Origin of the sequence: Chitinilyticum litopenaei DSM 21440 (assembly GCF_000428145.1) — a bacterium.
Classification (GTDB): Bacteria; Pseudomonadota; Gammaproteobacteria; order Burkholderiales; family Chitinibacteraceae; genus Chitinilyticum; species Chitinilyticum litopenaei.
Genome location: NZ_ATZJ01000006.1, coordinates 1 through 14,771 on the forward strand (window position 1 = coordinate 1; position 14,771 = coordinate 14,771).

10 protein-coding genes and 1 tRNA gene are annotated in these 14,771 nt (G+C 53.4%); 4 read left to right on the forward strand and 7 right to left on the reverse strand.

Translation table 11 applies throughout. The annotated features are described in order from the left end of the window. Positions 1–657 precede the first annotated feature (657 nt). From C515_RS22265 to C515_RS0103815, 5 genes are all read right to left on the reverse strand, one after another. Entirely contained in the window at positions 658–1,041 is a 384-nt protein-coding gene (locus C515_RS22265; RefSeq protein WP_051304601.1) for a phage holin family protein, read from the reverse strand. Beyond that, positions 1,038–1,343 (reverse strand): ElaB/YgaM/YqjD family protein, encoded by a 306-nt coding sequence (locus C515_RS0103800; protein ID WP_028454452.1) that lies wholly within the window; start codon positions 1,341–1,343, stop codon positions 1,038–1,040. Before C515_RS0103800 ends, C515_RS22265 begins: the two co-directional genes overlap by 4 nt. Before the next feature lie 4 nt (positions 1,344–1,347). Next, positions 1,348–2,220, reverse strand: a complete 873-nt coding sequence (nadC, locus tag C515_RS0103805; RefSeq protein WP_081686732.1) for a carboxylating nicotinate-nucleotide diphosphorylase — start codon at positions 2,218–2,220, stop codon at positions 1,348–1,350. A gap of 34 nt (positions 2,221–2,254) precedes the next feature. After that, on the reverse strand, positions 2,255–3,283 hold the full coding sequence (locus tag C515_RS0103810; protein WP_308417118.1) for a YheT family hydrolase: 1,029 nt from the start codon (positions 3,281–3,283) through the stop codon (positions 2,255–2,257). Positions 3,284–3,345: 62 nt separating this feature from the next. Next, positions 3,346–4,950: an ABC-F family ATPase gene (locus tag C515_RS0103815; RefSeq protein ID WP_028454455.1), complete on the reverse strand. Its 1,605-nt coding sequence runs from the start codon at positions 4,948–4,950 to the stop codon at positions 3,346–3,348. A 138-nt stretch (positions 4,951–5,088) separates the two neighbouring features. Here C515_RS0103815 and C515_RS19385 point away from each other — a divergent pair, with 138 nt between their 5' ends. The 4 genes from C515_RS19385 to C515_RS22270 all read left to right on the forward strand — a co-directional run bounded on the left by C515_RS19385 (position 5,089) and on the right by C515_RS22270 (position 9,664). Then, positions 5,089–6,309 carry an aminotransferase class I/II-fold pyridoxal phosphate-dependent enzyme gene (locus tag C515_RS19385; RefSeq protein ID WP_051304602.1) on the forward strand — a complete coding sequence of 407 codons (1,221 nt, stop codon included), beginning with the start codon at positions 5,089–5,091 and terminating at the stop codon, positions 6,307–6,309. Positions 6,310–6,312: 3 nt separating this feature from the next. Next, positions 6,313–7,842: a cyclic-di-GMP receptor FimW-related protein gene (locus C515_RS0103825; RefSeq protein ID WP_028454456.1), complete on the forward strand. Its 1,530-nt coding sequence runs from the start codon at positions 6,313–6,315 to the stop codon at positions 7,840–7,842. Positions 7,843–7,916: 74 nt separating this feature from the next. Continuing rightward, positions 7,917–8,006 (forward strand) — tRNA-Ser (locus tag C515_RS0103830). A 119-nt stretch (positions 8,007–8,125) separates the two neighbouring features. Beyond that, the gene (locus tag C515_RS22270) at positions 8,126–9,664 is read left to right on the forward strand and encodes a site-specific integrase (RefSeq protein ID WP_051304603.1); all 1,539 of its coding nucleotides are present in this window, start codon (positions 8,126–8,128) and stop codon (positions 9,662–9,664) included. A 67-nt stretch (positions 9,665–9,731) separates the two neighbouring features. Here C515_RS22270 and C515_RS22950 read toward each other — a convergent pair whose 3' ends face one another. Both C515_RS22950 and C515_RS23440 read right to left on the reverse strand, forming a co-directional pair. Further along, the gene (locus C515_RS22950; protein ID WP_144290327.1) at positions 9,732–12,806 is read right to left on the reverse strand and encodes a UvrD-helicase domain-containing protein; all 3,075 of its coding nucleotides are present in this window, start codon (positions 12,804–12,806) and stop codon (positions 9,732–9,734) included. 330 nt (positions 12,807–13,136) lie between these two features. Then, positions 13,137–14,093 (reverse strand): hypothetical protein, encoded by a 957-nt coding sequence (locus C515_RS23440; protein ID WP_144290328.1) that lies wholly within the window; start codon positions 14,091–14,093, stop codon positions 13,137–13,139. Positions 14,094–14,771 lie beyond the last annotated feature (678 nt).

Below are 14,771 nucleotides of genomic sequence, written 5' to 3' on the forward strand. Positions count from 1 at the left end.
TCAATCTGAGCCAGGATCAAACTCTTTCGTTTAATCACTGTTACTACTTAATTGCGCTCGCTTGCTTAAAACTCAGAATCAACAAGTGTGTACTTGTTACTTCTGTCTTAAGTGCGAGTGCTGGTCAAACCAAGCACTCACACTCATCGGCTGTAGATTGTTAAAGATCGTTGCCCTGACGCTGCAAACTTCGCTAAACTTGTCGTTTCGCTTCGTTTCTTTCGCTGCGTCAGCAGCAGAGAGGCCGAACTATACGGCCCGAACCCGAACCCGTCAACACCCCGCCACACAAAATCACCACACAGTTCGATAAGCGCTTGATTTTCATCAGGCCAATCAACCAACCTGGACTCCCCCCTGCAAACAAAAACACCAGCAGAAGCCGGTGTTTTTGTTTGCAGGGGGGGTACTCACTTGCGCACCTTGCGATATAGAAGGAATACCTGCAAGGCAAGACGCGGCCACGGTCCGCGCAAGAAACGCGACACCACCCCCTGCCCGACGGAACAAGATGCCACTGCCGGCGTATCAAACCACGCACCAAGCAAACGCACAGGCCTGATCAACTCCCGGCCACTTTTTTGCATGACTAGTCGGTGCTGCTTCGCCTTGAGCTGCAGAAACTCCTTGCGAATTGCACGGGCCAGCTGCTCATTCCTAGCCATCTGCACGCCCTCCGCTGGCATTCAGCATCGCAATCGCGGCACGCAACTCTGCAAGACTGCACGCAAACAGGCAACGCCCTGCCCGAAGCTTTTGACGCACTTGCCAAAAGGCAAAAACGGCAACGGCCAGGTATGCAGCACAGAGGCTGGACGCCACCATAATGCGATGCGTCTCCCAAAAGATGATCAAAAGCAGCACCGAGAGCAAGAGACAGGCAAGCCCGCCAAATACGGCAATAACCCCAAGCCAGAACAGGCCGGAGACCCCCGTCTCGATAGCCTCCTGCAATTCAATGGCAAAAAGCTCAGCACTCACCTCACACAAACCTAGAGCGTGCGCGGAAAACTCCCGCAAGCGCTGACGATAGTCGCTCATTTGCGCGCGATCAGCATGCCAATCAATACACCGACTGCTGCAGCTATCCCTACAGCTTGCCAGGGATGCTCATGAACATATGTATCAGTGGCTTTGGCTGCACACTTGGCACGCTGCACAACGGCCTGCTCTGCATTGATCAGCTGCCCCTTGGCCGCACGCAAGCGCTCGGCAACTTTCGCGTAGAGGGCCTGGGCCTCACTGCCACCGGCGGCGATAGCTTCGCTAAGCAGTTGCTCGGCATCCTGCAAGAGCTCCTGGGACTCTTCAAGCATTTCACTGGAACGATCTGCACTACTCATGACCTTACTCCTCGTGGATACGCATGGATAAATCGATGGACTGGATGTCTTTGGTCAACGCGCCGATGGAGATCCGGTCAACGCCTGTTTCGGCAATCGCGCGCACTGTTTCAGCATTGACACCACCGGACGCCTCCAGCAACGCCCGGCCAGCCGTCCGGGAAACCGCCTCCCGCAAATCAGCAAGGCTCATGTTATCCAGCAGTATCGAAGAGGCACCAGCCGCCAGCGCCTCTTCCAGTTCACGCAGATTTTCGACTTCGATCTGAATTCCGACACCCTGCGGCACCAGCCTGTTTGCCTCTGCCAGCGCAGCAGAAATGCCGCCAGCTGCAGCAATGTGGTTTTCCTTGATCAAGACTCCATCGTATAAGGCTAGCCGCTGATTATCGCCACCGCCAACGCGAACGGCGTATTTTTGAGCCAGCCGCAAGCCCGGCAAGGTTTTGCGCGTATCAAGCACCCTGGCCGCAGTATCCGCCACCCTCTCGGCAAAAAAGGCTGTCCGGGTGGCCACCGCCGAAAGCGTTTGCAGAAAATTCAGCGCACTGCGCTCGCCCGTCAGCAAGCTGCGTGCCGGCCCGGAGAGCGAGCACAGCAGCGTACCCGCCGCAACGGCATCACCCTCCGCGACATGCCAGACAATACTCACCAGCGGGTCAAGCTGCCGAAATACTTCGTCAAACCAGGGGCGACCGCAAATGACGGCGGCTTCACGCACAATCACAGTCGCATGCGCGACAGCGCCTTCGGCGATCAACATGGCGGTCCAGTCACACACTCCGACATCTTCCGCCAGCGCCGCCGCAACATTCGCGGCCACGATATCGCCACGCGGTGGAACATGTTCTTTCATCAATTCAGACTTGCTGTTCATTCTCTTCGGGAGTCCTGCATGCCAGCCGGGCCATTCAGCGCGGCAGGTGATAGTGATAGTTAAAGAAGCGCATCAGCGTATCCGGAAGCCAGCTCAAACGGCCAGGCGGGTGTCCGCTGACAAATCCCGCATGCCCGCCTTCGTCGGGCTGTAGCAAGCGCACGGCATCGGGCATCTCGTCCGGCACCGGCAAACTGCCCTCCGGAATGAAGGGGTCATTGCGGGCATTGATGACCAGCGTTGGCACGGCAATGCCAGCCAGCAGCGGCTTGCTGCTGGCAGAACGCCAGTAATGATCCACGCCATGAAAACCATGCAGAGGCGCGGTGACCAGATCATCGAATTCGCGCAAGGTCTTGACCCGACGCACCCGCTCGAAATCAATAAACGGATTCTGGTTAAGCTTCAGACCGGTCAGGGTTTTGATTCGCAAGGTTCGCAGGAACTCACGCGTATAGACCTGGCGATTGAATCCCTGATCCAGCACCTTGCCGGCAGCGGCCAGATCCATGGGCACCGAAACCGCCGCCGCCGCATCGAGCACTGCCAGAGCCCGCTCGCCCTGTTCGCCCAGCCATTTCAACAGGGCATTTCCACCCAGCGAGACGCCGACCGCAAAAACCGGAGCCTCGGGGTGCATGTCCTTGACTCGGCGCAGCATCCAGTCGATCTCGGCAGAATCGCCCGCGTGATAGGCTCTCGGCAAGCGATTGGGGACATTGCCGCAGGTACGAAAATGCGGCACCACACCAAACCATCCCTGCCGACCAACCCGTTCGATGATCGAAGCAGAATAGTGGCTGCGGGAGCCCCCTTCCAGGCCATGAAAAAGCACGACCACCGGCTTGCCCACCCGACCATCCAGCCAGTCGGCCGCAATCGCATCAAGATCAGGCGTAATCCAGCCCTCGCGACGCCAGTGCAAATGCCGGCGCCAGAACATCAATGCGGGGTAAATGGTCTGCGCGTGCCCACCGGGCAGCCAGTGCGGCGCACGGTAAGGCGGCAGCTCAAGGGTGTGCTCGCGTAACATGCCGTCAGTTTGGCTGAACAGGGCAGGCAAATCCAGTGCACAAAATGCAGACAGCCCGCCAAAGGCGGGCTGTCGTGGCAGAGCGTGGTGATTTATTCCAGACCACGACTTTCGAGATACTCCTCGTAACCGCCAAGGAAGTGCTCATATGTGCCGTCGCCATTCAGCTCCAGCACCTGCGTGGCCAGCGAGGAAACGAACTGGCGGTCGTGCGACACGAAGATCAGCGTGCCCTTGTAAAGTTCGAGCGCGATATTCAGCGACTCGATGGACTCCATGTCCATGTGGTTGGTCGGCTCATCCATGATCAGCACATTGGGCTTTTGCAGGATGAGCTTGCCGTACAACATGCGCCCCTTCTCGCCACCGGACAACACTTTCACCGATTTCTTCACATCGTCGCCGGAAAACAGCAGACGACCAAGAATGCCGCGAATCACCTGGTCGTCATCACCGGGCTGACCCCAGTTCTTCATCCAGTCGAACAGCGTTTCATCCTTTTCGAAATCCGCTTCGTGATCCTGGGCGAAGTAGCCCGGCTGCGCCTTTTCCGCCCACTTCACGGAGCCGGCATCGGGCTTGAGCTCACCGACCAGCAGCTTCATCAGTGTGGATTTGCCCACGCCATTGCCGCCGATTACAGCGATCTTCTGGCCGGCTTCCAGAATCAGGTTCAGGCTCTGGATCAGCGGCTTGTCGAAGGACTTGGACAGATTGGCCGCCTCAAAGGCCTGGCGGTGCAGCTTGGCCTTGTCATCCATGTCGAAGCGGATATAAGGATTCTGGCGTGAGGAGGGCTTCACCTCGACCATGTTTTCCTTGATCTTGTCGGCCAGCTTCAGGCGCGAGGTGGCCTGGCGGCTCTTGGACTTGTTCGCGGCAAAGCGCGCGGCAAAGGCCTGCAACTCGGCCACCTTTTCCTTGGCCTTGCTGTTGTCGGTCAGCAGGCGCTCGCGCGCCTGCGTGGCGGCCAGCATGTAGTCGTCGTAATTGCCCGGATAAATGCGGATCTCGCCATAATCAACGTCGGCAATGTGCGTGCACACCTGGTTCAGGAAGTGGCGATCATGCGAAATGATCAGCATGGTGGATTCGCGCTCGTTCAGCGTGTGCTCCAGCCAGCGGATGGTGTTGATGTCCAGGTTGTTGGTCGGCTCGTCGAGCAGCAGCACGTCCGGATCGGAGAACAACGCCTGCGCAAGCAGCACGCGCAGCTTCCAGCCTGGCGCCACTTCGCTCATCGGGCCGTTGTGCAGCTCGATCGGAATGCCAGCCCCCAGCAGCAGCGCGCCCGCGCGCGCCTCGGCCGTGTAGCCGTCGTATTCGGCGACCTTGCCTTCCAGCTCGGCGGCGTGCATGTAATCGTCTTCCGTCGCGTCCGGATTCGCGTAGATTGCGTCACGCTCGTGGATCGCCGCCCACAGTTCGGCGTGACCCTGCATCACCACATCGATCACGCGCTGCTCTTCGTAGGCGAACTGATCCTGCTTGAGTTTGCCCAGACGCACGCCCGGCTCAAGGCTGACGTTGCCGGCACTCGGCTCCAGATCGCCGCCGAGGATTTTCATGAAGGTGGATTTGCCGCAACCGTTGGCGCCGATCAGGCCATAGCGGTTGCCATCGCCAAACTTGACCGAAACCTTCTCGAAGAGGGGTTTCGCGCCGAATTGCATCGTGATGTTGGAAGTACTGATCATGTCTGTATTGTGTGCCGCACGCGTGGCGCATTGGCCGCACCGTCAGGTGTGACCAAGGCATTAAAATGGGAAAAACACCGGCCCGCCAGATTGGCGGGCCGCTTAAACTACTGAATTTTAGCATAAACAGAGGCCGCCATGCCGCATACCGCCCCACGCCTGCGGGCGATCGAGCCCTTTCACGTCATGCGCATCCTCGCCGAAGCGCAAGCCCTGGCAGCCAGCGGCCGCGACGTGATTCACCTGGAAGTCGGCGAACCGGATTTTCCGACACCGCAACCGATCATCGATGCCGGCATTGCCGCCCTGCAAAACGGACAGACCTTCTACACCGGCGCCTGTGGCCTGCCGGCCCTGCGCGCCGCCATTGCCGGCTTTTACGCCGCGCGACTCGGCGTCATTGTTGACCCCGCACGCATCATCATCACGCCCGGCGCCTCGGGCGCACTGCAGCTGATTCTTGCCCTGCTGGTCGGGCGTGACGACGAAGTGCTGCTGACCGATCCGGGCTATCCCTGCAACCGGCATCTGGTCAGCCTGCTGGAAGGCAAGCCCGTCAATATTCCGGTCGATGCCGCCAGCAACTTCCAGCTGACACCGGAACTGATCACCCGCCATGCTGGCCCGCGCACCGTCGCCGCCCTGCTGGCCAGCCCGGCCAACCCGACCGGCGCCGTGCTTTCCGCAAGCGACATGGCAATACTAGCCGAGGTATGCAGCCAGAGCCAAATAGCGCTAATCGTTGACGAGATATACCAGGGGCTGGTTTACGACAGTCCACACGACACCGCCCTGCGCCTCAGCCAGGAACTGTTTGTCGTGAACAGCTTCTCCAAGTTTTTCCAGATGACGGGGTGGCGGCTGGGCTGGCTGGTCGCCCCAGCCTGGGCAGCACCGGAACTGGAAAAACTGGCGCAGAACCTGTTCCTTGCCCCGCCCACGCCGGCCCAGCACGCCGCGCTGGCGGCATTTACCCCCGAAACGCTGGCCCTTCTGGAAAGCCGCCGCCAGGAACTGGCACGCCGCCGCGATTTTCTGCTGCAGGCACTGCCGGGACTGGGGCTGCCCCCAATGGCCAGAGGCGATGGCGCGTTTTATCTTTGGCTGGACTGCCAGCAACTGAGCGACGACGCCGAGCATTTCGCCAGCGCCCTGCTGCAGGCCGAAGGCGTGGCTGTCACGCCAGGTCGCGACTTTGGCGCTCACGGCACGCGGCAGGCTTTGCGGATCGCCTACAGCCAGCCGCTACCCCGACTGGCCGAAGCCGTGGCGCGAATCGCGCGATTCCTGCCCGACTATTGCGCCGCAACAGGGCGCAGATTACCCTCTCAGCAAGCAAACCATTTTCAGGACCACTGACTCATGTTCGATTTCAAAGGCCTGATCAGCGCCCTGTTCTCCCGCAAGGAACAGGAAGGCGTACACGATCTGAAATCCGCAACCCTGCTGATGCAGGAATTGCCGGAAAGCGACATCCTCAACGCCCAGATTGAAATCGTCAAAGCGCTCCAGCAACTGAACGGCAACACCCAGATCAGCCTCAAGGAACGGATGCGCACCGTCCCCTATCTGGACGAAAAGGCCCGCGGCCTGCAAAAGCATCTGGTCGACATCTATTACGGCCGCCAGATCGACACCGGCGCAACGCCGCAGCAGGTACTACCCACCCTGCTTGCCTTCTGGAACGACATGGGCGAGGCTTATCGCCTGTGCCTGAAACAGGCCAGCCAGACCAATGCCCGCGGCCTGGAAGAACAACTGCAGCGCTTCAGCCTGCGCGCCATGCGCTACTTTGGCGAACACATCAAATGGGCCTACCTGCGCTACATGGAAATCGACCCGCGCACCTGGCGTCGGCTCAACAAGCTCTACCAGTTCGCCGAACAGCAAGGCTTCGCCATCGCCCCGCAGAACGCCTACAGCGACACACCGGGCGAAACCATCCGGCATGAATACATCCGCATCCTGATGCTGGCGCTCGCCAATCCGGACAAGCTGCAGCCCGAGCAGATCGAACTGATCAGCGAATGGCTGGGGCACTGGTCACACCGCATCGACCTGGAAGACCAGATTCGCCCGAACCGCCAGCTGTTTGCCGTCAATATCGCCGGCACTTCACCTCCGAAGCGCCTGCGGCGCGACATGGTTGGCGAGAACTGGCGCTACTGGTACACCGAAGCGCTGATCACCCACCTGAAGGATGTCAGCGAACAACTGCAGCGCGGCGTACCGCCGGAACACCTGGAGCTGCCGGAAGCGTCGGCCACCGCAGCCAACCAGGAACTGCTGCGCAGCCTGATCGACCTGTGGTCACGCGACACGCCCGCCCCCATCCGCAAAACCGAACGCCAGCTCACCAGCAAGAAAGTGCTCGTGCAACGCGGCTTTGCCCAGGTTCTGCGCCGCTACACCGAGCCGGACAAAACGGCGCCGCGCGGCAGCCTGCAACAGTGGGAAGTGGTGAATGAAAGCGCAACAGGGCTGGGCGTGCGCTATCAGAGCCTGATTGACGACCAGCTGCTGGTGGGTGAACTGATCGGCATCAGCGATGCGCCGGAAACCCCGCCCAGCATCGCCATCGTCCGCCGGATCAACAAGCGGCTGGACGGCCAGGTGCTGGTCGGCATCGAAACGCTCACACACACACCCATCCTGGTCGAGCTGGCCGAGCTGCAGGGCGGCGGCGCGCGCAAGGCACTCTACTCACCGGAAAACACCACCGCCTACCAGAGCCGCTTCCTGATGGTGGCGCTGGAGGATTTTGCCGAACAGCGCGAATACCGGCTCGCCGCCCAGGGCAAGGCCTACCGCATTCGCCTGTCGCCCGCACTGGAGCGCACGACCTCCTGCATGCTGGCCAATTTCGCGGTACTGGAGAAACTGGATAACTGAACGGAAACGGTGCAAGCGCGGCGTTCTTTTGCTAAACTTGCGCCCGCTGTTGCCTCCGGCAACGGCATCAGGACGGAGGCGTGGCTGAGTGGTTTAAGGCAGCGGTCTTGAAAACCGTCGGGGATTTACGTCCCCCGTGAGTTCGAATCTCACCGCTTCCGCCACACTCTTGAATAAAACACTAAAGCCTTGATAAATCAGGGCTTTTTTATTGCCCGAAATTTACTCAGCTGGATTTGTTACACGCACTGCTACACAGCGTGCTACACAAAGGACAGCGGCCATGGCTCACCTCAGCAAACGCAACGGCATTTATTACTTCCGTTGCCGCATCCCCAGTACATTAATCAGCCACTTCAAAAAAACAGAGATTTGGAAATCACTCCGGACATCAGATCGTAAGACTGCAATCCTCAGATGTGCCAAAATCCAGATTAGCTTTCAATTGCAGATGCTAAAAATGGTCAAACCCATCCCTACCGTCGAAGAAATGCTTGAACAAGAGTTGCGCGATGCCAGTATTGCAGCCATTGAAAACGGCACCTATTGGGATAGCTGGACAGCCCCCGATCCACAACCAGAACTTGAGCTTAGTAAAGACCAAATTGAAGCCATTGAGACTGAAGGCGCTGCATTTACACGCCATTACGAGTGGCTAGGCGCTAGACGCGAAGGCATGGCTATGATGGCTGCCACGCACGAAGAAGAGCAAAGACGTGTTGCTGCTCAGCCCACTTCAAACCAGCTTGTAAGCGATTTAATCAAAACGCTGAAAAGCGCAGAGATGAACATCAAGCAAGACGGCAAACTCAGCAAAATATACGAAATGTATATTGAAGAAAAAACGCTATCTGGTGTGGGTGTGGCGCAAATCACCTCGCTCAAAGAAGTCATTTATGGCATCTTGACGGGGTTCTTTGGAGCGGAAGCTGTCTGCTCTGATGTAACGGATGAACGCGTCCATGAGCTTTTTACCTTAATCCAGCAATTGCCTCAAAAATTCACACTGACACCAGACTGGAAAACCAAAATCGACCGTGCAAGAGAGCTGGAAGGCACGCTTTCATTCACCACAGTAAAACGCAAATGGCTCACTGTGCTGGAAATTTTCAGCTCAAACTCCGCGCTGACATTTTTTAAACGCTCACCGTTTGAAGGTGTTCGTTTCAAAAAAAATGACAAGCGAAACAAACAGAAAAAAACATATAAACTCTTCAATGACACCGAACTTGTAGCCCTATTCGCGCAAAGTCACCTGAAATTCAATGCCAAACGACCAGCCCAATACTGGGTGCCATTGATTGGCTTGTATGCAGGGCTACGACTGAACGAAGCCTGCCAATTGCTTGTCGCAGATATTAAGCAGCATGATGGCATTTGGTGCTTCCGGGTGCAAGAAAGCGCAGATGATAACGACCAAAGCATTAAAACAGAGTACAGCGAACGCAACACCCCGATCCATTCGAAACTGATCCAGCTTGGCCTACTCGAATACGCCAATTCGCAAGCAAAAACCGGAAGACTATTCCCAGAGTTGACTTGGACTGCGAAAAACAAATGGGGCGGTTCAACTTCAACTTGGTTCGGTCGATATAAAACAGGGCACGGAATTAATGACCCAGAAAAGGTTTTTCACAGTTTACGCAAACACTTTAACCAATCCATGAAAGACAATGGCGTAACCGAAGAAATTCGAGAAGCCGCCTCAGGGCATGCACCGACAGGGATCAACTCTGAGATTTATGCTAACAAAACATTAACATCCATGCTTAAGGATGCGGTCGAAGCAGTGCGCTTTCCTTGCTTGGATGGCGTTATTTAGATTTTTATTCAAAAACGGGCACCTGGCAGTTCGTAGAACTGCCATTGTTTTGTACAGCTCACAATGACTACTCCAAAGCCTGTAAAAATGCGGTAGGCAAGCCACCCACAGCAGTAATCAGTAAACTTTTCTTGGCTCTTGTGATACGCACATACCATTCGTTAGTCGTTTCCAGACCATCGACTTCTGCACGCTTCCTTTTCCCGCATCGCAAAACAACATTCTCAGCCTCAGCTCCTTTTGCAGCATGAATAGTCATGACGCTTGCTTTGTTAGCAAGGCCTTTTTCCCATAATCGTTTTTTGATTTTAATTCGTTCGGAGTTCTGCCTTGTAAGCACAAGTGAATGACTCTGCTGATTTTGGACGAAAGTGATAATTTGTTGATGCTCCGATACCTCATCTTTACACTGCTTGCTAATTACTGAGCCGCCTCGCTTGATTGCAATGGATGAGGCATAGTCACTGGCTAGCTTGTTGGCTAAGCCAATAATTGCAGCACATGACCTCCTACTATGAGTCATTAATATACGGCCCGAAGTACCAAACAGGTCTCGCTGGCAGGAATTTAGAAAATGGATAAACTGCGTAGATTCTGCACCTCTCCAGCCATAGATGGATTGCCTCGCATCACCGACTGCGTAGATTGATGCACCCAATGCGTGAAGCAGCTGCCACTGATCCGCATCCAAATCCTGAGCTTCGTCAGCCAGAACATGAAATTCTTTGATTGCAACTTTTGCTGCTAAAACGATCAGTTGATCGTAGCTATTACAAGCATGTGAAGCACCGTTCTGAGCAAGCACTTGACCTGCAAAATGATGCAGCGTCCCCACCATAACTTTGGTGATTCCTAATTCAGCCAGTCTTGTTTTAAGTTCATTCGCAGTATGACTGGTGTAGGTGGTTACCAGAATTGAGGATGCAGAAATCCCCGCTTTGAGCATGATTTGGACTCTTCTGATGAGCACATAAGTCTTGCCTGAACCTGCTGCGGCCATGATGGCGTGGTTTTTACCAATTGGCGCATAAATGGCAATGTTCTGCGCCAAATCTGAATCAGTGGACGCACCAAGAATGGCGTGTTCAATCAGTTTTTGTGTGTGATCAGTTGTTAATACTGAGTCATTCCCCACACTCGTATAATTTGGATTTTTTAAAACGGACACATTTTTGTTTTCGTCTTGATGATGTTCTTGGGCTGGTTCACCAGACCTTGCCAATACATTTAACTGCGTAAGATATGCCATGTAACTGTCACGATGGTTATGTGTAGTAATTTTGTAATCACCCAATTTAGTCTTGACCGTGGTTGCTATAGCTAGTTTCTGTTGATTTTTTCGAACCAATAGGCGCTGCTTTCGCAGAATCAACAATTGTCTTTGCTTTGACAGTTCTTCCTGCAGTGGATAAATGTTTTTACCTGCACGCGCCCAGTCAATGACCTTTTTTTGTAAGCTTTTGATTTCCCTTTGTCGTTGCTTGACTTTGATTTGAGCCGGATTGTCACGCATTAGAACGGCAAGCCGTTGTACGTCGTATACCATTAGTCCAGTGACCTTACCGCTTGATTTGTCGGGCTGAATTTCTTTCAGTACTTCAACTTTGTAAGTATCTGCGTTTTTCTGCATCCACACCCAGAGTTCGAAAAGCCTTGTATGAAACTGCACCTGATCGTTCGAGTTCGACCATGCCGAAGGCATCTTTTTACAATGCCTGATCAAATTGATCAGGATTTCGGTTCGCTCGGTTTTGTCCGGTCTTTTTTCTAAGGCTTTCAGCACATGTTCTGGAGTGTGTAAGGCCACATCCCATACACCAAGCGAGCCATCAGGAATTCCCGATGCCTGCATCGCCTTCAGTCCATGAGCACTTCTATGTGCCATGACAGCTAAAACCGAATCTGTCAGCACACCAGATTTTGGAATTCCTTTTGAGATGTATTTGATCAGGTAACTGATTAATGACTGTTTACCTGATATGGGCGAAAGCTGGTCGGGCGGGATCATTTTGGAAGAAATTGCCTCCAGATCAAACCTGACGCCGCCTCCGCCTTTGTTTAAATCAAATGCCTCTCCTTTCGATGGACTGCCATTATGAATGGCATAAACAGTGCCTTGCCTGTTGTTGATTTGATATTTCAACTTGTCATCTGCACGTTCAATGACATTTGCTGTACGAGTACGGATCACCAACCCAATATTATGTTTAAAGCTGAAACCTTGGCCTGTGATTGTGCTCCTGTGGCCATATAGCCTTGGCAAATCCATCACCAATCGGTGCTTAATGGCATCAAACCATTCAGGTTTATACCAAATGACGATGTGGTAATGTGGTGTGCCATCCTCTTGTGGCTCCTCCACCTTGACGGCAAGCAGCTTGATCTTGCATTTCAATAGCACCGCTTTGACAGCGTTGAAATAGTCAGTGATCAGTTTTGCGCCACGCTTGATGGTGTGCTTGGAAGTCCATTGTGGTGTGTTTGTACGGTCTTTGGCTTCTTTGGGATTCGAGTGATATTCAGGAGGCAAAGTAATGGTCAACATTCCGCCAGAAGTTAACCCTTGATGCTCTGCCAGCAGACGCATCGCTTGTAGCTGGCAGTACCATTCCGCAAATTTTATGTCGGGCTTCTGCGGTGTTATTGCACATTTCTCTGCTCGCCTTGAATCGAACAGAACTCGACTTTTCGCAAACTGGCGACAAGCATCGATTTGTGATTTTTTGTGCGAAATCGCTGCCTTAGAGGCATAGGACTGACCCGAATCACCACCAATTTGCTTTCTCTTCTGCGCCGCAAGTTCAACCGCTTGCAGAACATTCGCCCTGTACAGCCTTCGCCAGTTTTTGGGATTTGTCGCCTTACCGAGCACCCATTTTAGCGTAGGCGGGACATAAATTTTCTGATCATAAAGGCTGGAAAACGATGGAAACTGACCAAAAATCTCGTCTTTTAAACGATGAATATGGTGCTCGGGGATCAGGAAATTTTTGTTTTCCAGCTCAAGATGGCTGAAATTCGCTTGGATGTACTCAAGGCATTGATTGGCTTTTTCTATCGCGGCAGCCTGAATGTCAGGCCTGCCCCAACTTATTCGCTCAGCGATGTTCTGCCTGATGTATTTGTATTGTGATTTCGTCATTCGCGCCCCCCCAATTGTGGTTATTAAATGGAGGTAGAACGCTGAAAACACCAAATAATCGCTACACTACATAGACGTGATTCCTCTTCACTCCCCCCCCTCTGATGTCCAACCACTTGCAGGTGGTTGGATATTTCTTTGTGCGTTCATTTGGTCTCTAGGATTTGATCGCAACAATTGAAAGTATATGCCCGAAGCACCGTGCTTGATGAACTCGCAAAAAATAAAAGCCCCGCCGAAATTGGCGGGGCTATTACCGACACGAAGTCGAAATCAAGTGCAGTGTGCTCCAAAATATGAGCATCACATCGTATGGCCTACTAGGTATAGTCAGCAATTCGAATTTGGATCAAAGACTAGCGAAAAATTCTTGTCCAAATATGCGCTTGAAGCAATGACGGAAGCAGTCGGAGTTTTATGGTGCAAATAATCGCTTAATGCATAAGGGATAAACTTGATGAATTGCATGCTTGTTAAATAATCGTAAGTTTCATCGTCTAACCTATTTTTCAATCTGCTTTCAAAATCCCCTGCGCCACGAGGTGATGTATTTACGTAAAACAACACGTTCCTGAGCTGTGCTGCACCGTGCAACAGCTGAATGCTTGCTAGCATTTGCGACGCCCGATTTCCTTGAATCGCCTGACTTTTATCTAATCGAATACCAGTCAGAAAAGTAGCTAAATGACGAAATTGCTTCTGCCCTTTGGGGGTTTTCTCGTTTTCTATCCAAGTCACTGCTGCGGGTTCGTTCGGATCGGTAGATCGCGTCATAATCAGCCCATCGGCGAGTTTTCCTTTGCAAGTGTAACGGGCTTTATCGACGTAGAAGTCCAACTCGGAAATCAGTGATACTCTTGCCAGCAGTCGATTAACCTTACTGATGGCATCCACTGAGTTTGCCGAGGTATTCACTGTCTTTTCTAGCCGACGGGCAGTGATTTGCAACCGCCTTGCCAGCATGATGTTGGCTGTGTACATCCTGTGAACCCGTCGCCCCATGCTAGTCTTGGCATAATCTGCATGGTGGCGCACTCCAGTTTCAAAATGTGCAGATACGAAACTTACTCCCTTTTTCGTAATGAAAATGATGTCTGGCCTAAAACCAGTAATCTTCCTTTTTGCCAGCAATCCTTGCCGAAAAAGGTATGCCAAATCGCTTCTTGTCGTTTTGATATTGCCGCACTGAATGGCGCATGCTTCATCAAAACTCAGAAAGCCAAACTTCGCAAAACCTGCAAGCAGGTTGATCTTTCTATCGCTTGGGCGTAGCTGGATGTATTGCATATAAAATCTCCTAGTGCCGTTGAAACTACGTATAGCTAACAACATCGGAGCTTTGTCACCTCATGAGAAAACCACATGAAATTATCAAAAAACGCTGGAAAAACACAGCAAAATCAAAATCACGGATTCCCCGCTAAAATATGCAGCCCTGCCGAACTGATATATGGATACACCAATTACAAACATACTGCGCAAAACGTCGGACAATCTCAATGTTCTCCGCTGGACGCGGCATCTCGAATTCGGCTGGGGCCTCTGCGACCAAGTTTTTTGTCAAGGGGGGGGCCATACCTCATCACATATGATGATGGGCTTTGAGAAAATCCACTCAAAGCCCATCATCAATTAACGCTCACATTCATTTTCCCTTTGGGGAAACTGTGTTCCGTAACATTGTCTCGGTCTGGCGGAGCCCCCCCTGTCATGCTGACCGTAGCCAATGACCAGCCATTGGGATGGCTTTCCATCAGGAGTCGCAAAATTTCGCAAGCTCAATTATTGCTCAACCTGATGAATTCATTAGCTCCTCCTTGCACGTACTCGCCGTAGGCGTCGAGCATCGCCCTCCACGACGCTGCAAATAGCCATAAAGCGGACTATTTTTGCTGCGGAATTCGACCCTTTGGGCTTTAAAACAGCAACAGCACTTCGCTTCAAGTCAACATCTGCGCCAGTCGC